The organism is Pantoea allii, from assembly GCF_046529425.1.
Taxonomy (GTDB): domain Bacteria; phylum Pseudomonadota; class Gammaproteobacteria; order Enterobacterales; family Enterobacteriaceae; genus Pantoea; species Pantoea allii.
This window is the reverse complement of the sequence record NZ_CP125958.1, coordinates 3547898-3565998: the sequence shown is the minus strand read 5'-3', so window position 1 is coordinate 3565998 and position 18101 is coordinate 3547898. Positions and strand designations below refer to the sequence as shown.

Annotated in this window: 24 protein-coding genes; 15 read left to right on the top strand and 9 right to left on the bottom strand. The window is 53.2% G+C overall.

Going from position 1 to position 18101, the window contains the following annotated elements; translation table 11 throughout:
• Positions 1-39: 39 nt before the first annotated feature.
• Positions 40-468: an OsmC family protein gene (locus tag QNH99_RS16975; protein ID WP_063878586.1), complete on the top strand. Its 429-nt coding sequence runs from the start codon at positions 40-42 to the stop codon at positions 466-468.
• A gap of 318 nt (positions 469-786) precedes the next feature.
• Here the strand turns inward: QNH99_RS16975 and QNH99_RS16970 are convergent, their stop codons facing one another.
• Both QNH99_RS16970 and QNH99_RS16965 read right to left on the bottom strand, forming a co-directional pair.
• Complete coding sequence (locus QNH99_RS16970) at positions 787-1017, bottom strand: hypothetical protein (RefSeq protein WP_145393715.1); 231 nt, start codon at positions 1015-1017, stop codon at positions 787-789.
• A 97-nt stretch (positions 1018-1114) separates the two neighbouring features.
• The gene (locus QNH99_RS16965; protein WP_063878589.1) at positions 1115-1294 is read right to left on the bottom strand and encodes a hypothetical protein; all 180 of its coding nucleotides are present in this window, start codon (positions 1292-1294) and stop codon (positions 1115-1117) included.
• A gap of 413 nt (positions 1295-1707) precedes the next feature.
• Here QNH99_RS16965 and QNH99_RS16960 point away from each other — a divergent pair, with 413 nt between their 5' ends.
• The 4 genes from QNH99_RS16960 (at position 1708) to QNH99_RS16945 (ending at position 5167) form a co-directional block, all read left to right on the top strand.
• Positions 1708-2016, top strand: coding sequence for a PTS sugar transporter subunit IIB (locus QNH99_RS16960; protein ID WP_063878590.1), 309 nt, complete (start codon positions 1708-1710; stop codon positions 2014-2016).
• A gap of 85 nt (positions 2017-2101) precedes the next feature.
• Entirely contained in the window at positions 2102-3406 is a 1305-nt protein-coding gene (locus QNH99_RS16955; protein WP_283350277.1) for a PTS sugar transporter subunit IIC, read from the top strand.
• A 3-nt stretch (positions 3407-3409) separates the two neighbouring features.
• Entirely contained in the window at positions 3410-3724 is a 315-nt protein-coding gene (locus QNH99_RS16950) for a PTS lactose/cellobiose transporter subunit IIA (RefSeq protein WP_063878592.1), read from the top strand.
• A gap of 12 nt (positions 3725-3736) precedes the next feature.
• Positions 3737-5167, top strand: a complete 1431-nt coding sequence (locus QNH99_RS16945) for a glycoside hydrolase family 1 protein (protein WP_410516956.1) — start codon at positions 3737-3739, stop codon at positions 5165-5167.
• A 25-nt stretch (positions 5168-5192) separates the two neighbouring features.
• Here the strand turns inward: QNH99_RS16945 and QNH99_RS16940 are convergent, their stop codons facing one another.
• Positions 5193-6206, bottom strand: coding sequence for a LacI family DNA-binding transcriptional regulator (locus tag QNH99_RS16940; RefSeq protein ID WP_410517680.1), 1014 nt, complete (start codon positions 6204-6206; stop codon positions 5193-5195).
• 94 nt (positions 6207-6300) lie between these two features.
• Positions 6301-6948, bottom strand: coding sequence for a CPBP family intramembrane glutamic endopeptidase (locus tag QNH99_RS16935; protein WP_218995585.1), 648 nt, complete (start codon positions 6946-6948; stop codon positions 6301-6303).
• A 501-nt stretch (positions 6949-7449) separates the two neighbouring features.
• Here QNH99_RS16935 and QNH99_RS16930 point away from each other — a divergent pair.
• Together QNH99_RS16930 and QNH99_RS16925 are read left to right on the top strand one after the other, a co-directional pair.
• Entirely contained in the window at positions 7450-7746 is a 297-nt protein-coding gene (locus tag QNH99_RS16930; RefSeq protein ID WP_063878596.1) for an I78 family peptidase inhibitor, read from the top strand.
• Positions 7747-7956: 210 nt separating this feature from the next.
• A complete protein-coding gene (locus tag QNH99_RS16925; protein ID WP_063878597.1) occupies positions 7957-8277 on the top strand; it encodes a hypothetical protein in 321 nt (106 codons plus the stop codon).
• Between the two features lie 12 nt (positions 8278-8289).
• Here QNH99_RS16925 and QNH99_RS16920 read toward each other — a convergent pair whose 3' ends face one another.
• Entirely contained in the window at positions 8290-8541 is a 252-nt protein-coding gene (locus QNH99_RS16920; RefSeq protein WP_063878598.1) for a biofilm development regulator YmgB/AriR family protein, read from the bottom strand.
• 737 nt (positions 8542-9278) lie between these two features.
• Between QNH99_RS16920 and iraP the strand changes: the two genes are divergently transcribed.
• From iraP to QNH99_RS16905, 3 genes are all read left to right on the top strand, one after another.
• Entirely contained in the window at positions 9279-9533 is a 255-nt protein-coding gene (iraP, locus tag QNH99_RS16915) for an anti-adapter protein IraP (RefSeq protein ID WP_063878599.1), read from the top strand.
• A 117-nt stretch (positions 9534-9650) separates the two neighbouring features.
• Entirely contained in the window at positions 9651-9953 is a 303-nt protein-coding gene (locus tag QNH99_RS16910) for a PsiF family protein (RefSeq protein WP_063878600.1), read from the top strand.
• A gap of 219 nt (positions 9954-10172) precedes the next feature.
• Positions 10173-11705, top strand: a complete 1533-nt coding sequence (locus QNH99_RS16905) for an FAD-dependent oxidoreductase (RefSeq protein ID WP_283350276.1) — start codon at positions 10173-10175, stop codon at positions 11703-11705.
• Between the two features lie 51 nt (positions 11706-11756).
• On the opposite strand, the gene proC is transcribed toward QNH99_RS16905, so the two are convergent.
• On the bottom strand, positions 11757-12569 hold the full coding sequence (gene proC, locus QNH99_RS16900; protein WP_063878602.1) for a pyrroline-5-carboxylate reductase: 813 nt from the start codon (positions 12567-12569) through the stop codon (positions 11757-11759).
• Between the two features lie 366 nt (positions 12570-12935).
• Here proC and QNH99_RS16895 point away from each other — a divergent pair, with 366 nt between their 5' ends.
• Positions 12936-13385, top strand: a complete 450-nt coding sequence (locus tag QNH99_RS16895) for a YaiI/YqxD family protein (protein ID WP_096012022.1) — start codon at positions 12936-12938, stop codon at positions 13383-13385.
• A 1-nt stretch (position 13386) separates the two neighbouring features.
• On the opposite strand, the gene QNH99_RS16890 is transcribed toward QNH99_RS16895, so the two are convergent.
• Positions 13387-14112 (bottom strand): DUF2076 domain-containing protein, encoded by a 726-nt coding sequence (locus tag QNH99_RS16890; protein WP_063878604.1) that lies wholly within the window; start codon positions 14110-14112, stop codon positions 13387-13389.
• 282 nt (positions 14113-14394) lie between these two features.
• Here QNH99_RS16890 and aroL point away from each other — a divergent pair, with 282 nt between their 5' ends.
• The 3 genes from aroL (at position 14395) to ppnP (ending at position 15666) form a co-directional block, all read left to right on the top strand.
• Entirely contained in the window at positions 14395-14919 is a 525-nt protein-coding gene (gene aroL / locus QNH99_RS16885) for a shikimate kinase AroL (protein WP_283354906.1), read from the top strand.
• Positions 14920-15030: 111 nt separating this feature from the next.
• A complete protein-coding gene (locus QNH99_RS16880) occupies positions 15031-15222 on the top strand; it encodes a YaiA family protein (RefSeq protein WP_063878606.1) in 192 nt (63 codons plus the stop codon).
• Between the two features lie 153 nt (positions 15223-15375).
• Positions 15376-15666 (top strand): pyrimidine/purine nucleoside phosphorylase, encoded by a 291-nt coding sequence (gene ppnP, locus QNH99_RS16875; protein ID WP_063878607.1) that lies wholly within the window; start codon positions 15376-15378, stop codon positions 15664-15666.
• A gap of 34 nt (positions 15667-15700) precedes the next feature.
• On the opposite strand, the gene rdgC is transcribed toward ppnP, so the two are convergent.
• On the bottom strand, positions 15701-16612 hold the full coding sequence (gene rdgC / locus QNH99_RS16870; RefSeq protein WP_109717083.1) for a recombination-associated protein RdgC: 912 nt from the start codon (positions 16610-16612) through the stop codon (positions 15701-15703).
• Between the two features lie 144 nt (positions 16613-16756).
• Here rdgC and mak point away from each other — a divergent pair, with 144 nt between their 5' ends.
• Entirely contained in the window at positions 16757-17662 is a 906-nt protein-coding gene (gene mak, locus QNH99_RS16865) for a fructokinase (protein WP_145393720.1), read from the top strand.
• Between the two features lie 66 nt (positions 17663-17728).
• Here mak and QNH99_RS16860 read toward each other — a convergent pair whose 3' ends face one another.
• Complete coding sequence (locus QNH99_RS16860) at positions 17729-18100, bottom strand: cell envelope integrity TolA C-terminal domain-containing protein (RefSeq protein WP_410516955.1); 372 nt, start codon at positions 18098-18100, stop codon at positions 17729-17731.
• Position 18101: the final 1 nt, after the last annotated feature.

Sequence of the window (18101 nt, the reverse complement as noted above, 5' to 3'; positions counted from 1 at the left end):
TTGTCTATACTTACCTTCTTTACCAACAGGAGGAATGACATGACCATTCATAAGAAAGGTTCGGCGCATTGGGAAGGCGACATCAAAGGCAAAGGCACAGTCAGCACCGAAAGTGGTGTACTGAACCAGCAGCCCTACGGCTTTAATACCCGTTTTGAAGGGCAAAAAGGCACTAACCCGGAAGAGCTGATTGGTGCGGCACATGCGGCCTGTTTCTCTATGGCACTGTCGCTAATGTTGGGCAATGCCGGTCATAAAGCGGAAAGCATTGATACCAGCGCAGATGTGTCGCTGGATAAAAAAGGTGAAGGCTTTGCGATCACCAAAATCGCCTTAACCAGCACCGTTTCTCTGCCAGGCATTGATAACGATACCTTTGATGAGATTATCAACAAAGCCAAAGCGGGCTGCCCGGTTTCTCAGGTGTTGAATGCTGAAATTACGCTGGATTACACCCTGAACAACTGATTGCGGACCGGCATCACTTTTACGTGATGCTGACGCGAATCTTGCCGTACCCAGATGCGCCTTCGGGCGCATCTTTGCGTTGTGCAGAAGGACGCGGAGATGACAAACGCGTTTCGGCAAACACACACGGAAAATGCGGCTGGTCTTGCTGGAAATCTGTGGCGCACGCGTGCTAATCCGTCAGGCGGCGATGATATGAGCATGAGGTCGTAGCTTTTTCGCCATAAGCCTGGCGTACTGCTGATGGTGGTGTTACTGCGGGCGTTACTCTGTTTGCTGGTTACCGCTTCCTGGTTACCCTGGAACGCGTCTTAAACGTCAGGCGTAAATCTCTTCTGCGCGCTTAGCCCGCACGTCGCTGCGTGCAATCCGATAAGCCTTACCGGGATCGCCCGCCAGAAATTCAAAGGTAGGTGAATAGTAGAACGGGAGCCAGCCGCCATAAGCGCCTTCCCATTCCCAGCGTACCGGGCAGGGCCAGATAATGCCTTCATACAAAATGTAATAAACCCAACGCCCAGTTGGACGGCGGGGACGAGTAGTTTTCATGGGATTCACAACTATGTTGGTGTAAAACAGCTTATATTTTGAACGCTAACCTGCAACCTTGCAATGTTGTATGTGCATTTTTGTGTCCTTGACCTGTTCAGTTATCTGAACGATGCACTTCACCACACATCAGTACCACGTTAGGACGGACCTTGTGGATGCGGTTTGCCATCACTTCGCAGGCGGTTTTCGTTGGGTAAATGCGCTCTGATACCGGCAACGCTTCACAGGCATCATGTCCACAGGCGCTTACCAACAATACAAAACCAATTAACATAACCGACTCCTTCTCCCGTCGCGCACGTCACGAGAGGGGTGAATGTTCCTTTTTATAAAACCAGTATAGCTAATTGCCGGAAGGGACAATCATCACGCTGGGCGGTATCGGATTGCTCTGAGCGATTATACGCCTTCCGGACGCGTACAGCAGTGAAATCTTACCCATCGCTGCAATGGGCAACGCATCGTTCGCGCTGCATTTCTGACCAGCTACAAGGGCGACTTTCCATTCCTGCCATAACGAATTTTAAAATCGGTAAATTTTCATACATGTTGACTATTTTGGCGGTAATCCTTTAAAGCAACGCGTTTTGATATTTCTCACACTTCTGACATGCAAATCTGAAACCGGTTGCAGAAAATCTTTCCCCTGTGTATTCGTTAATTATTCATCACACGGAGGAATGAACCATGCCCAAAATTTTACTGTGCTGTGCCGCCGGAATGTCCACCAGTATGGTGGTGCAAAAAATGGAAAAAGCTGCGAAAGAGCAGGGAATGGATGTAGAGATAAAAGCAGTAGGAATTGAAGAGTTTAGCGAGGCAATTGCCGACTATGACTGCTGCCTGTTGGGGCCGCAAATTAAATACAAGCTGGCCGATTTCGAGCCGATTGCTCAGCAGTACAGTAAATCCGTCGCGGTGATTAACAGCATGGATTACGGAATGATGAATGGCGAAAAGATATTAAGTGCCGCGCTCAAGCTTATTCCTGGCTGATCGCTAAAGAACTGAAAAATATAGCGCAAACCTGCATTCACTTTATGCAGGGTTATTCTCTTTTGCCTGAGCAAGGAGTGACGGGATGAGTCGCTTGAGCGAATCTTTATTCGGTGTCATCGAAAATCGTATTAGTCCGCTGGCTGGCCGCCTCTCCAGCCAGCGCCACGTCATCGCCATCCGTGATGGTTTTATTGCCTCAATGCCGTTCCTGATTGTCGGTTCATTTATGCTGCTGTTTGCCCATCCGCCTTTTTCGGCAGACAGTAGCTGGGTGTTCGCACAGTGGTGGCTCGGCATGGTGAAGGCGCATGAAGAACAAATCATGATGCCTTACAACATGACGATGGGCATTATGGCGCTCTATATTGCCAGTGCTATCGCCTACAACCTGGCGAACAGCTACAAAATGAACGGCTTTATGGCCGCCAGCCTGTCGCTGATGGCGTTTCTGGTCGTGGCTGCGCCGCAAACGGGCAAAACGCTGCCGGTAGGTTCGCTGGGCGGTGAGGGGATTTTTACCGCCATCCTGGTGGCGTTATTTGCTACGGAGCTAATGCATTTTCTGCAGAAACACAATATCGGCTTCAAATTACCCGAACAGGTACCGCCGAAAATCCGTCAGTCGTTTGATCTGCTGATCCCGATTATCACCATTTTTATTACCCTGTTTCCGCTCAGCCTGTGGGTACAGGCACAGTTTGGTATGCTGCTGCCGCAGGCCATTATGGCGATCTTTTCCCCGATTATTTCTGCCTCAGATTCTCTGCCCGCCGTATTGATCGCGGTGTTGCTGTGTCATCTGCTGTGGTTCGCCGGTATTCACGGCGCCGTGATTGTCGGTGGCATTTTACAGGCATTCTGGTTGACCAACCTTGGGTTGAATCAGCAGGCGCTGAACGCAGGCGAGCCTGTCAGCCATGTGTTTATCGAACCCTTTTGGCAATTTTTTATCGTGATTGGTGGCTCCGGTTCCACGATGGGGCTGGTGCTGCTCTATTTGCGGAGTCAGTCTGCCCATCTGCGCTCAATTGGTAAGCTCAGCATCGTGCCCAGCATGTTCAACATCAACGAACCGGTTATTTTTGGCTCGCCCGTGGTGATGAACCCCATTCTGTTTATTCCCTTCGTTCTTGCCCCGCTAGTCAATGCCGTCATTGCCTGGACCGCCACGAAAACCAATCTGATCAATCATGTGATCTCGCTGGCACCCTGGACGACGCCAGCACCGATTGGGGCAGCCTGGTCAACCGGCTGGGACTGGCGCGTCATCGTGTTGATTGCCCTGCTGGTGACGATTGCCACATTGATTTACTACCCGTTTTTCAAAATGTACGAGCGTCAATTGCTGCAGCAGGAACTGGCCGCAGCGCAACCGGTAAAGGAGTAATGCATGGAAATTGATGAAAGCACGGTCATCGAACTGATTATCCAGGCGGGCGAAGCGCGATCCTGCTCAATGGAAGCCTTGCGCGCGGCCCGCCTGCAAAACTGGGAGCAGGCAGACAGCCTGCTCAGCGCCGCGACTGCGGCGGCAAAGGCGGCGCACCAGACGCAGACGCAGCTTATCGGTGCCGATGAGGGCAGCGGAAAGATCCCGGTCAACCTGATTATGGTACATGCCCAGGATCATCTGATGAACGCGATGCTCTGCCGCGAGCTGGCGGAAGAAATTATTCAACTGCGCCGGGAGTTAGCCGCACGCTAAAAAGGAGGTGTTATGCAACATTCGACAGTGACCGCGTTTCCAGAAGGCTTTCTCTGGGGCGCGTCGACCTCGGCTTATCAGGTTGAGGGCGGATGGAATAGCGATGGCAAAGGGCCATCTGTTATCGACAAAGCAACGTTCCATCAGGACATCACGGATTTTACCGTTTGCAGCGACCACTATCACCGCTTCAAAGAAGACATCGCCTTGCTGGCGGAGATGGGCCTGAAAACTTACCGCTTTTCCATCGCCTGGAGCCGCCTTTATCCCGACGGCGATGGCCCGGTAAATGAGGCGGGCGTGGCCTTTTATCAGCAGTTGATTGATGCGATCTGCCGACAGGGCATCACGCCACTGGTGACGCTTTATCACTTCGATCTGCCCTGGGCGCTGCAGCAGGCCGGTGGCTGGTCTTCTCGCCGTACGGTGGCGGCTTTTGAGCGTTTTGCCATCACCTGTTTTGAGCGCTATGGCAGCCAGGTCAACTACTGGCTGACCATCAATGAACAGAACATGATGATCCTGAAAGGGGACGTGATTGGCACCTTGCCGCCGGGTACCGCCGATCCGCAGAAAACCCTGTACCAGCAAAACCATCACATGATGCTGGCGCAGGCCAAGGCGATGATTGCCTGTCATGAACGGCTGCCGGAGGCGAAAATTGGCCCGGCACCCAATATCTCTTGCGTATATGCCGCGAGTTCCCGGCCAGAGGATGTGCTGGCGGCTGATAATTTCTCGGCAATCCGTAACTGGCTCTACCTCGATTTGGCCGTTCACGGGCGTTACAACCACGTGGTATGGGCTTTTCTGAAGCAGCGAGGTTGGCTACCCACCATCGAGGCGGAGGATATGGCCATCATCGCCGCCGGTAAGCCTGATTTTATCGCTTTTAACTATTATGCTTCCGCCACGGTAGGCGCTGAAGGAGAGCATAATACGCCCGACAGCAGGCCACATGCCGATCAACAAATGGCCGGAATTGACCGGTCTGTGTATGTCGGTTGCGATAATCCGCATCTGAAACAAAACCAGTTTGGCTGGTATATCGATCCTGTCGGCTTCCGCATTACCGCACGACAGATTTATGCGCGTTATGCCTTACCGCTCATCGTGACCGAAAATGGTTTAGGGGCTTTTGACAGCCTGGATGCAGAGAATAAAGTGCATGATGATTACCGTATCGACTATTTGCGCGAGCATATCGCTCAGTTGCAGCTGGCGATTGCCGATGGCGTTGAGCTGTTCGGTTATTGCCCGTGGTCGGCAATTGATCTGGTGAGTACCCATCAGGGCATCAGCAAGCGTTACGGTTTTATTTATGTGAACCGCGATGAGAAAGATCTCAAGGATCTGGCGCGCTACCGCAAAAAAAGCTTCTTCTGGTACCAAAAGCTGATTCGCAGTAACGGAGCCACGCTGAACGCGTCAGTGGACTACTGAGGTCGCGCGGCAGGGAGGCCGCGTCTTACTGCTTATAAGGGCCGTCCGTCACCGATGCGCGCGCGATCAGGTGACCGCTAAATGGCGGCAGGGCCGTGACCGCTTCACCTTCCAGCATGGCAACCAGCTGCGCCAACGTGTGCTGAATCATCTCCGCGACCGGCACATGCACTGTGGTGAGCGGCGGCAGGAAAAATTCAGCCATGCGAATATCATCAAAGCCCAGCAGTGAGACATCTTCTGGCAGCCGTTTTCCCGCCGCATTGAGAGCCAGCGCGGCACCAATCGCCATATCATCGTTACTGGCCATCAGCGCGCTAAAGGTCACTCCCGAATCCAGCAGCTGTTTTGCCGCCGCCATCCCACTGGCTGGCGTCCAGGCGCCCTGCACGATGCGTGCTTTATCCGCGATGCCATGCTCGGCCAGCGCCTGCTGATAGCCCGCCAGACGCGCGTCAGCGGTCGGCGAACCGGCCAGGCCACGAATAAAGGCAATCTCGCAGTGGCCGCGCTCAATCAGATAACGCGTGGCGTCAAACGTATTCTGCTGATGCGTGGCCCAAACGCAGTGGGCAGGATGGCGCTTAAGCTGGCGGTTCACCACCATGATGGGAATATCATGCTGTTCAATAATGGCGTCCAGCGCCTCGGTATCCAGAAAGCGGGGATAGATGATGATGGCGTCACAGCGCAGGTCGAGCAAAAACTCAATCGCGGCCCGCTCATCATCAGCGCAGGTTTTGCCATCAGCCAGAATTAACTGCCGACCATAGTTATTGGTCAGCGTGGCCGCCTGAAACAGCAGTTCGCTGAAGTAGGGGCCATTAAAGAGTGAATGGGTAACAATGAGGCCAATATTTTGGGATTTTTGGGTCGCCAGGCTTCGCGCCAGCAGATTTGGGCGATAACCGGTTTCGGCGATGGCCTGAAAGACCTTCTGTTGCGTACTCTTACTGACGTAACGATTTCCGGCCAGCACGCGTGAGACGGTGGCTTTAGAGACTCCGGCCTTACGGGCCACATCCAGCATGGTAATCATTGGCTTGCAGATCATCCATCCCTGTGGGTAAAAAACGATACTAGCTGATTTTTCGCAGGTTATTGCAGGACAGGTAATAAAAAAGTGAAGCCTGTCAGGCGAAATACCAGGCGGGCAGGATGGCAATCAGGTTGTTCAACGTATGCAGGAAGACCGGCAGGGCCAGCGTATTGCTGCGCAGGCGCGCGTAACAGAGCAGCAAAGAGAAAAGCGTCAGCGCCACCACCGTTTCCCAGTGGACATACTGAGTATGCATCAACGCAAACAGCAGGGAAGTGAGTAGCGTGCAGGCAAAGCGGCTGTTGGGGGCCCACAGCAGAAAGCCTTGCAACAAAAAGCCGCGAAACATCACTTCTTCAAATACGGGGGCCAGCAACACGGCGGTCAGTAACAGGATAAGCATTGAGCTGCGTCCCTGTTGTGATTGCGCCACCAGCCAGCCTTCAGGCTGTAAATACTGCGTTTGTGCCGCCATTAAAATAAACAGGGCGCCAATAAACAGTAACGTCTGGCCGGAGCGTAAAAACCCCAGGGGAATATCCGTGCGACGCTGGCAGTAAAAACGATACAGCGGATAGATCACTGCAAACTCAAACAGGCAGAGCACGGGCACCAGCAAACCGTCATTACGCAGGATACCGTAATTAGGGAACAAGGTAATCAGCATGGTAACAAGGTAATAGACAACAAAGCTGCCGACATAAAACAGTGTCAGCGTCACTCTGTCGGAATTGGTGTTCATAGGCGACCCAGCCAGCAACGATAAGCGCATAGTAGCAACGCGTCGGATCGCTGTCGAGAGAACGGACGACACAATATTATTCGTTTATGATCGTTTCAGGTTTGTGCGAATTTTAAGTGAATAATATCAGTTTGTTAACTAATTGCCTTGCGGTGTTGCAACCGGTCGTCAGGCGCTTATTCGCCTGGCCTGAGAATAAGGCCCACAGTGAATCGGGCGTGATGACAGATTACCGGACACGGATCGCCGTCAGGGTAATTGACGCGGCAACGCCGATAAAAAAGAGCGGTTTTGTTATTCCCGCAGGAATAATCTGCCGACTGTCTCAGCGGCTTATTATCGTGATTTCAGCCAGCAGCTGTGATTCATCTACAAATAGCGTTATTAGCCAGCATTTAATGCTTAATATTGTGCGGTAAGTTTGATTTTAACGGTTCATACCTGCAGTCAGGCTTGTTACTCTTCGACGTCAGGTTTTACACGTCGATGAGGAGAAAACACGTGAATCACTATGGAAAAGCGCTGATGGCCACCGGTTTCTTACTGCTTACGGCCTGCCAGTCGGCCACGCAACCCGACCAGGCTGCCAGGCTGCCCGACGCGCAAGCGGACAGCTGTGGTGCGTCCCAGTATCAACATTTCGTCGGTAAGCCGCTGTCCGCCATCGATAATCAGCGTTTCACTCAGAAAGTGCGCGCCATCCCGTGGAATTCTGCGGTAACAATGGACTTTAATTTCACTCGCCTGAACTTTATGGCAGACAAAAACGGTAATATTAGCCGCGTCTATTGTGGGTAAGTGTCAAATAAACAACGCATTGTCATAGAGTTGTCATGGCGTCAGGCGAAGATAGCGCCTGTATCCTGTCGGGCCGCGCTAACCGTGATCGGTAGCGTTAAACCACCAGGGTAAGGATTTCCTCGTCACTTCAATATGCAATGCTCGTCTTGTTTATTCCCGCTCAGGCGGGAATTTTTTTCTGGTTCAGGCCGAAAGAAGGAGCAATGCATGGTACCTCTCCAGCGGATTTCACTGTCAGTTTTACTTCTGGTCAGCCCGCTTGCGCTGGCGTCCAGCCCTGACGCATGGCAACAAAGCCAGCAGGTGATGCGCCAGGCGTGCATCAATGCCAGCACCTTAAGCAAGGTAAAGGTGTTGGGGCAGGCGGTTGAGTATGACGATAGCGTAGGCTATAGCGCGTTACTGCTCGAAGGGCATTATCCACAGCAACAGATGAAAAACCGGCGTGGACGAGAGCTTTGCCTGTTTCAGCGCAGCAGCGGTCGGGCCAGCGTAAGCGAAGCCAATCAGCTCCGATGGGTTAAGTAACCGGATTGCGGCTCACTCACGTGGCCGCGTTTCCATCAGCCGGTCCAGCAGGGCGCGATAGCGTTGCAGTCGCTGCTCATCCCCTTCAAATTCCAGCTTATTGATGACGCGCGCGATGACGGCCTTATTGGTGGTTGGCTGACCGGCTTCCATCAGTTCCCGCATTATCACGGCCAGCAGATCGGACTCGGGCGGAACATTCCAGTCCGGGCTGTTGAAGTAATCGGTGATAGCACGGCTGGCGCTGTTAGGTTGCACTCTCATTCTCCCTCTCCGCGAACAGACAGCCCGCCCGATGCAGAGATGCGCAGCAGGCAGAGTCAACTGAGTTAGTGGCTCCCAAAAAGAACGGTGGCAGTTTTATCGGGAGCATTACGCGGGTCAGAACAGCCCACGTACCGCACGAAACTGGCGGTTTTTTAAACATAGGTCGGTCATCAGGACTTGTCAGTAACAACCTGCAATATTTTTCAAATGTGATGAATGGTTTTTGAATAATGACGACATGTTATGAGAGCGTTTAGGGTTTTATTCCTTTGAATAATAAGTTTTTTTAAGCACATCATCGGTCGTCAAACGCGCGCGTTGAGACGCGCTACAAGCCAGGTAAGAGCCGTGGCGGCAAAATGTGTTTTTCGCGATCGCCTGTGCATTGACGGCGTGAGCAGAGTGGGGGCAAGTGAGCATGAAAAGCTGAGGGATGCTGGCCTCGCGGGAACGTATTATCTGTTTCCTGAAAAACGTTTCGATTATATTTTCGCGTAAAAGAACCCTAATAGTTGAATCGGAAATATTGCATCTTTCATATCGGTGTCATCAAAATAAAATAGTCATGCCTTGGGTTTCGAGTAGATAAGCGGTTTCGCGATTCAATAAATGAAATAACATAACATCGCAGCCGGCTGATTATTTTAACCGCCTGATAAACCCAATGAAAAATTCCTTTTTTTTTATTCCGACGGGTGATATTTTTTTCTGCACCTGGCTGAAGGGGCATCGGCATGAAAAATCTCATCGCTGAGTTATTGATTACTCTGGCAGAAAAAGAAGAAGCGTCTAAAGAGCAGGTGGCGCAGATTGAAGCGCTGGAGATCGTCATCACCGCCATGCTGCGCATGATGCCGCCTGAACAGCATCAGTCCATTGTTAATAACATTGAATCGGCCATGGTTCATGCCGGTGTGGATAACCATGAGCAAAATGGTGCCTTGCTAAAACATTATGTCAGTCGCTTACTTAAGCGCCCCTCTGCCTGAATCCCCTTTTTCTACCTGTAAAAGTGCGATCCCTGCCTTATTCCTGGGCAAAAGTGATCGACGTTGCCTGTCGCGTGCCAGACTGAATAGTGTCTTCATCACAATGGAGTAAAGACAATGAAAGGCAGTTTTATGATGATGGTGTTAGCGGGAATGCTGATGAGCAGCAATGTCAGTGCAGCCGATAAAACGCCGCAGCAGCAAAAAATGGCCATGTGTAATCAACATGCCAGTTCGCAAGCACTAAAAGGCGATGTGCGTAAGCAATTTATGAGCGATTGCCTGAAAAAAGACAGCAAAGTGGCTGACATGTCGCCACAACAGATAAAAATGAAAACCTGTAACCTGCAGGCCGGTGATAAAAAGCTGGCTGGCGATGCGCGTAAAACCTTCATGAGTCAGTGCCTCAAGAAAAGCTAATACGATGTCGGCCATTTCGGTGGCCGCTTCATTCTGTTCCCCGCCCTACATGCCGGTCACACTTTTAATGGCTGATTAAACAGGCCGTTAGCCAAAAAAATCGACATCAAGACCTAAGCCTCTGCGATCCTTTGCCACACTTACTGTTTATAAGGGATTGCGTAGCCTGTGATTATGCGCTGCGCTTTCAACAGTGACGGTCGGAAAAGGAGCCATGTCGTGAACTATCAATTTGTTGTTGCTCTCAAGAATTTACCGCAACGTCAGCCAGTCAAAAAGAAGCTCGGTGAAACGGAGCTGTTACTGATCCGCGAGGGTGACAGCGTCCAGGCTTTTCAGGCCAAATGCCCTCACGCAGGTGCGCCGCTTGAGCAGGGCGCCATCTGTGGCGACAGGCTTATCTGCCCCTGGCATAAAGCGGCATTTGAACTGAGCAGCGGTAAAATGTGTGAGCCATTGGCGTTGGCTGACCTGAAACAGTATCCCCTGCGAATCGAAAATGACAATGTTCTGGTTAACCCCAAAGCGATGTCACCGGCTTCTCCCATGGGCAGCGGTGCCACAGAACCGGTCTTTGTGGTGCTGGGCGGAGGCGCGGCCGGGAGCGCGGCGCTGTGGCGATTACGTCACGATGGTTTCAAAGGTCGCCTGGTGCTGGTGGAGCGTGAGCCGGAAGCCCCTTACGACCGTACGGCGCTAACGAAATTTGTGCCGTCTGGAAAAATGGATATTGACGATGTACCGTCGCTGCTTGGCAGTGACGTACTGGATCACGTCGAGCGTATTCAGAAGCGGGTTGAGCGGGTCGATAATCAACAGCATCGCCTGGTGTTTGCCGACGGCAATACATTGCAGTTCGACAAATTATTAATCGCCACGGGCGCAGAACCTGTGAAACCTGAACTGGCTGGCGCTGATTTAGCCGGCGTGCATATTCTGCGTAACAAGCAGCACACGGCAGCTTTGCTACAAGCGGTCGATCAAAGCCAGCAGATTGTCATTGTCGGCAACAGCTTTATTGGCATGGAACTGGCCTCATCACTGCGCAACCGTGATGTCGATGTGACCGTTATCGCCCGCAATCCATTACCCTTTGCAAAACAGTTTGGTGAGGCGGTCGGTCGTTATTTTTATGAATTGCATCAGGCGAATGGCGTGAAGTTTGTGGAAGGTGAAGCCGCGTCGCTTCAGGGTGAAAACCACGTCACCAGCGTTCGGCTGAAATCCGGTCAGCAGATTGCCGCCGACGTGGTGCTGTTCGCCACCGGCGTTAAACCGGCCACGTCGTTTATTCACGATCTGCCGTTAGTGGAGGACGGTAGCCTGCAAACCGACGAGCAACTGCGCGTAGCAGAAAACGTCTGGCTGGCGGGTGATATCGCGACCTATCCCTCCGCGCAGGGGCCGCTTCGCATCGAGCATTTCCGCGTAGCAGAGCAGCAGGGCCAGACCGCGGCGATGAACATGATGGGGAATGTTCATCACTATGACCGCGTTCCGTTTTTCTGGACCGCGCATTACGGTACCCGCTATGAATATTTAGGTCATGCTACCGACTGGGACGACTACCAGCAGGTGGGATCGCTGGAAGATAAGGTCTTTATGGCCTTTTATGGCAAAGAGGGGACGCTGGCGGCGGTTTTCTCGTGCGGAATGTACACGCTGACGGCGGCGCTTGTTGAAAAGATGCAGCAACCGATGACAATAAAACAGGCACTTGAGCTGTATCAGGCCCAGCGTTCTGCAGAATAGCAGGCCAGCGAGACGGTCTGGCAAACGGCATGTTTGCCAGACGCGCCAGATTTAACTGCGGCTCAGCTTGTCCGACTTCGCCATGCACTGTTGCATGGCTTCTATCACGGCGGAACGAAAGCCTTTTTCTTCCAGCACTTTTACCGCTTCAATCGTGGTGCCACCGGGCGAACAGACCATATCTTTTAACTCGGCGGGATGTTTGCCCGTTTCCAGTACCATCTGCGCGGACCCTTTCACGGCCTGGGCGGCAAAGCGGTAAGCCTGCGCGCGTGGCATACCACCCGCGACGGCAGCATCGGCCATGGCTTCGATAAACATAAACACGTAAGCCGGGGCGGAACCACTAACGCCCACCACCGAGTGAATCAGGTATTCATCGACCACCGCCGCCTGACCAAAGCTTTCAAATATGGCGACCACTTCATCGGTTTCGTTCTGTTCAACCAAAACGTTGGGCGTGACTGAGGTCATGCCTTCGCCCACCAGAGAAGGTGTGTTCGGCATCGCCCGAATGATTTTACGATCGTGGCCCAGCACGGAGGCCAGATTATCCAGCGTGACGCCGGCGGCAATAGAAACGACCAATGCGTCTTTCTTCAGGCTGTTAGCCAGTTCTTTGAGGACTTTGAGGATGACATTCGGTTTAACCGCGCCAAACAGAATATCCACATGCTGGGCCAGTGCCTCTGCACTTTCCGCGGCATTAATACCGTACTGCTCGGCCATTTGCTGATTGGTGTCTGGTTTGCGATCGTAAATCCAGATAGCCGACGGTGTAATTTGTCCGCTGTTTATCAGCCCGCCAATGATGGCCTTTGCCATGTTGCCACCGCCAATAAATCCGATTGTCTTGTCCAGCATCACCGTCTCCTTAACTGTAACTGTTTCGCCTTTATCAACGATGTAGCTTACTGCAGACAGGATTAATAACAAGTTAGCGGTCACAGACAGGCACCGGCACCCGGCGGCGGGCGGGCAGGAAAGCCGAACGCTATCGCCGCGATCCTGCCCCGCACGCGGGGGTGCTATCAAGCGGCTACAGCATGGGGTTCCGCGAGTCAGGCCCGGCAAATGCAGCGTGTTTTGGTGGGCAGGGCAAGCGCTGGCAGCCTGGCTTACGCGCCAAAGCAGAGATAATCTCAACCCTGAGGGCGCGGGGAATTTTACTTAACCCCCTTTTGGAAACCAGGTTACCATCGTCGCTATTTTCCAGCAGAAGGAACAACCATGTTTATCTGGGTCGATGCGGACGCCTGCCCCAACGTCATTAAAGACGTGCTGTATCGGGCGGCGGACAGAACGCAAACCATGGTGACGTTTGTCGCGAATCAGTTTTTACGTGTGCCACCGTCGCCCTGGCTGCGTACGCTACAGGTGCCGGCCGGGTTTGATGTTGCAGACAATGAAATTGTGAAACGTGTGCAGGTCGGGGATTTAGTGATTACGGCGGATATTCCGTTGGCCGCAGAGGTGATTGAAAAAGGCGCGGCGGCGCTCAATCCACGCGGTGAGCGTTACTCCCCTGCGACCATACGCGAGCGGCTGACAATGCGTGATTTTATGGACACCATGCGTGCCAGCGGCGTACAGACAGGCGGTCCCGCCGCCATGAGCCCGCGGGACCGCCAGCAGTTTGCCAATGAACTCGACAGCTGGCTCAGACAACGGCAACGCTGAATCAGACGAAACTGTCGTCATCGTCGTAATCATTGCCGCCAAAATCATTCAGGTCGCCGTTATCGGCATAGGTATCACTCCAGCCGTTACTTTGATCAAGGAATGACTGATTATCGGCGCCGGTGCCCTGATCGAGAAACGACTGATCGTTGCCGCCGTTAAAGGTATTGAGGCTGTCGTCTACCTGGGGCAGCGGCGGCTGCTCATTAATGATGTTGACGATTTCCTGCGGCTGCGACTGATGGAACATGCTGGTCAGCATGTCGGCCATGACCACGCCACCTGCCACGCCCACTGCGGTTTGCAGTGCACCACCCAGGAAACCGCTGCCGCGTGGCGCAGGTGCGCTGGCATAAGGCTGCTGTGGTTGAGGTGGCTGCTGCGGCGCGCTGTTCCACTGAGGCTGCTGCTGAGCCGGTTGGGGCTGCTGGCTGCCTCCGCCAAACAGGCTGGATAAAAATCCACCGCTGCTCTTGGGCTGCTGCTGCTGTTGCGCCTGTTGCTGAGCAAGACGATTTTCCAGCTCCTGAACCCGCTCATTCAGTTTTTTAAGTGCCGCTTCCTGAATCAAAATGGCCTGAGCCATATAGTAGGGCGCACCTGGTTGCTCCTGCAGATGTTGTTTGATCAGTTGTTCGGCTGCAGCATCGCGTGCCGCAGTCTGGCTTTCAGCTTGTTTCAAACGGCTAAACAGATTTTCAATCAGTTGTTGTTCTTCGCGTTGCATGATGACTCTCCGGTTGCGACTGTTAACAGTATATGGGGGCGATGCGCCGCAATGTAAATTCGTGGCGGTAAGCAAATGTTGCTGACGTAAACTTTTTTGCCTGATGCACAAAATGTGCATAGGTAACTGCCTGTATTTCATTGTGTTGTCGGATAGCAGGGCGCAATCATGCGTAAAATACGCTCAATGAGTAGAGCGCGAAATAAATTCCCGCTATGATGCGTCCTATTATTGAGCCTAACCAGCAGCTGTGATGGGCTGCGCGGCGGAGGAACTGCCCTGATGTCTTTGTCCATTTTTTTGATCGGTGCGCGCGGATGCGGAAAAACCACCATTGGTGAAGCCCTGTCTCAGGCCTTGGGTTACGCGTTTCGTGATACCGATCATCACCTGCAATTCACGACCCAACGTACCGTGGCGGAAATTGTGGCGGCGGAAGGATGGGAAAGCTTTCGTGCACGTGAAACCGACTCGCTTAAAGCCGTGACTGCGCCCTCAACCATTATCGCCACGGGCGGCGGAATGGTACTGGCAGAAGGTAACCGGCGGTATATGCGTGAGCACGGTCAGGTGATCTGGTTAAGTGCACCGGCTGATATTCTGGCCCGGCGTCTGGAAAGCCAGCCGGAAGCCGCTCAGCGACCGACCTTAACCGGGCGTCCAATCGCTGAAGAAATGAGTGAGGTGCTGCGCGCCCGTGCCCATCTGTATCAGGCTGCCGCCCATCATGAGGTGAATGCCATGCAAGCGCCAGAACGCGTCGTTGAGCAGATACTGCAGTCGTTATCCCTGGCGCGTGCCAGCTAGCCCTCAGATTTATCCCCCTTTGGCCGCCATTTCCGCCGTTTTGACTATACTTAACCCATGACAGGCGGTCGCCTGTCGTGTGGAATGTCATTCAGCCAAGAGGGACACATTATGCCGACAAGACCTCCTTACCCCCGAGAAGCGCGCGTTGTGACTGTCGAAAAAGGCCCCGAAGGCAAAAAAGTCATGTCCTGGCAACTGCGGGCCGATCATCCTAAGCCTGACTCGTTAATCAGTGAGCACGACTCTGAGCAGGAAGCGCATGACGCAAAAGCGCGTTATGAAGACGTCGAAAAAGAGTAAGCCGTCGCTCTGGCAAGGATGCCATCGGTCCTGCTTTTTTTCTTCTGCCAGCCTTCGCCGCGTGAGGATCACAATCACTCACTATTTCACGTGACAGATCAGCAAGTTCCCTTCTACACTGCCAGACACCTTAATGTGCTGTGAGGAAGTATTATGCTCAATGTTAGTGAGTATTTTGACGGAAAAGTTAAATCCATCGGTTTTGACAGTGCGAGCACCGGTCGTGCCAGCATTGGTGTCATGGCTGAAGGCGAATACACGTTTGGAACGGCCCAGCCGGAAGAGATGACCGTGGTCAGCGGTTCGATGAAAGTGTTGCTGCCGGGTGAAACACAGTGGGCATGGTTTGAGGCGGGGTCGGTGTTTAACGTACCGGGTCACAGCGAGTTTCATCTGCAGATAGGCGAGCCAAGCGCTTATCTTTGCCGCTATCTGAAAGACTAATAAAACGGCCGCATGTTTCCTGCGGCCGATTGTTTTAACGCTGGGCTTCGCCACCTAAGGCTTCAACCAGATTGCTGGTCAGGGCGGCCAGTTCGCTGGTCATCAGGATAAAGTCTGCATCAAAACGCTGCGCAAAATCTTCCCGGTCAATATCATCGTTCTGGTCGCGCAAGGTATCGCTGAACTTCAGGCGTTTCACCGAACCGTCGTCGGATAACACGAACTGAATACGCTCCTGCCAGTCGAGCGCCAGTTTGGTCACCAGCTTGCCGGCTTCAATGTGGTTGGCAATTTCATCGCACACCAGATCCTGTTTCTTGCAGCGAATCACACCACCATCTTCCAGAATGGCCTTAAGCTCGGCTTCATCCATCAGGGCAAAACCGGCAGGCACATCACCAGAACGCACCCATTCGGTCAGGGTAAGTTCAATCGGGCTTTCCAGCGTCAAGGGCACAACCGGTAACGATCCCAGGCTTTTACGCAGCAGGGCCAGCGTATCTTCCGCTTTTTTCGCACTGGCGCAGTCCACCATGATCAGGTTGTTGACGGTGTCGATCCACAGATACGTCTGACTAAAACGACTGAATGCGCGCGGTAACAGGCTGTGCAGCACTTCATCTTTTAGCGAATCTTTTTCCGTCTTTTTCAGCTTGCGGCTCTGTTCTGCTTCGAGCTTGTCGATTTTGGCTTCCAGCGCCTGCTTCACAACCGGAGAAGGCAGGATTTTTTCTTCTTTGCGCGCGCAAATGACAATTTGACCGTTGTTCACATGGGTCAGTGCATCGCTGCGATTGCCCATCGGGGACACCCAACCGGTCTTGCTCATGTCCTGACTGCCGCAGGGAGAGAAGGTGAACGCATCCAGCTGTTTTTCCATTTCGTCTGCGGACAAAGGAATGTCACGATTCAGACGATAAACCATCATATTTTTAAACCACAACATCGGGATTCCTTACCGTGGCGCGATCGGGCGCACAAATCTCACTAAGTGTGCGCATGATAGCGAAACATCGGAGCGGTTTCATTGCCTTTCAGGCAATCGCCTTTTAGTGTAGAAAACACCTTAACGAATAATGAGGAATAAACTGTGCGTATAGGCATTGATTTGGGCGGCACCAAAACGGAAGTGATTGCGCTGTCCAGCGAGGGGAACGCGCTGTTTCGTCATCGAATTTCCACGCCGCGCAACGACTACCCGGCGACCGTACAGGCTATCGTTGATTTGGTGCGTCTGGCCGAAGAAAAGACCGGGCAAACCGGGACGGTAGGCTTGGGTATTCCGGGGACGATCTCGCCTTACACGCAGCGGGTGAAAAATGCCAACTCCACCTGGCTTAACGGGCAGCCGCTGGACAAAGATTTGGCGCAGGCGCTGAATCGTGACATCCGCATCGCCAATGACGCGAATTGCCTGGCCGTGTCCGAAGCGGTCGATGGTGCAGGCGCAGGGCAGGCGCTGGTGTTTGGCGTCATCATCGGGACAGGATCGGGCGCGGGCGTGGCGATAAACGGCGCGTCGCGCATTGGCGGCAACGGCAATGCAGGCGAGTGGGGCCATAATCCTCTGCCGTGGATGGATGAAGATGAACTGCGTTACCGCGCTGAAGTGCCTTGCTATTGCGGACAGCAGGGTTGCATTGAAACCTTTGTTTCCGGTACCGGTTTTGCCATCGACTATCAGCGTTTAAGCGGTGTAGCGCGCAAAGGCGCAGAGATTATTACCCTGCTGGAACAGCAGGACCCTGTGGCAGCACTGGCGATGAGCCGCTATGAAATACGGCTGGCAAAATCCCTGGCTCAGGTTGTTAACCTGATTGATCCGGACGTGATCGTGCTGGGAGGTGGCATGAGCAACGTGGACCGTCTTTACCAGACGGTGCCAACGCTGATGAAAAAATGGGTTTTCGGCGGTGAGTGTGAAACCCCGGTACTGAAAGCGATGCACGGGGATTCAAGTGGTGTGCGCGGGGCTGCCTGGCTGTGGCCGGAGTAAATGCATCAGGCAAGCGGTGACCTTGTGCAACTGACTGTGGGATGCCCAGGGTCACTCTCTGCTGGCTTAGCGAGCCGGGGCGAAAGCAAACACGATTTGCTGCGGTGCGCCCTGCGGGGGTAAAGGCATATCGCGTGCGCTACTGACGCTCTGCCAGGCTTTCAGACACAGCGACTCGTTTCCTTCCGTGCGCATCACGTTATAGCGTCCGTCCGGGCGACGCTGTGCCGCCACCAGGCAGCGCTGGCCCGCATATTTTGGCGCATCGTGAAAATTGCGCATGACCAACGCATTGATCTGATGAATATAACGGTTCACGTCCTGGCACTGTGCCTGAGACAGATCGGTCGTGCAGCGCGCTTCTTTCGCCTCAGGATGATGACTGCATCCTGCTAACAGCAGCATCGTGGCCGCAATAAATCCTGTACATCTCAACATG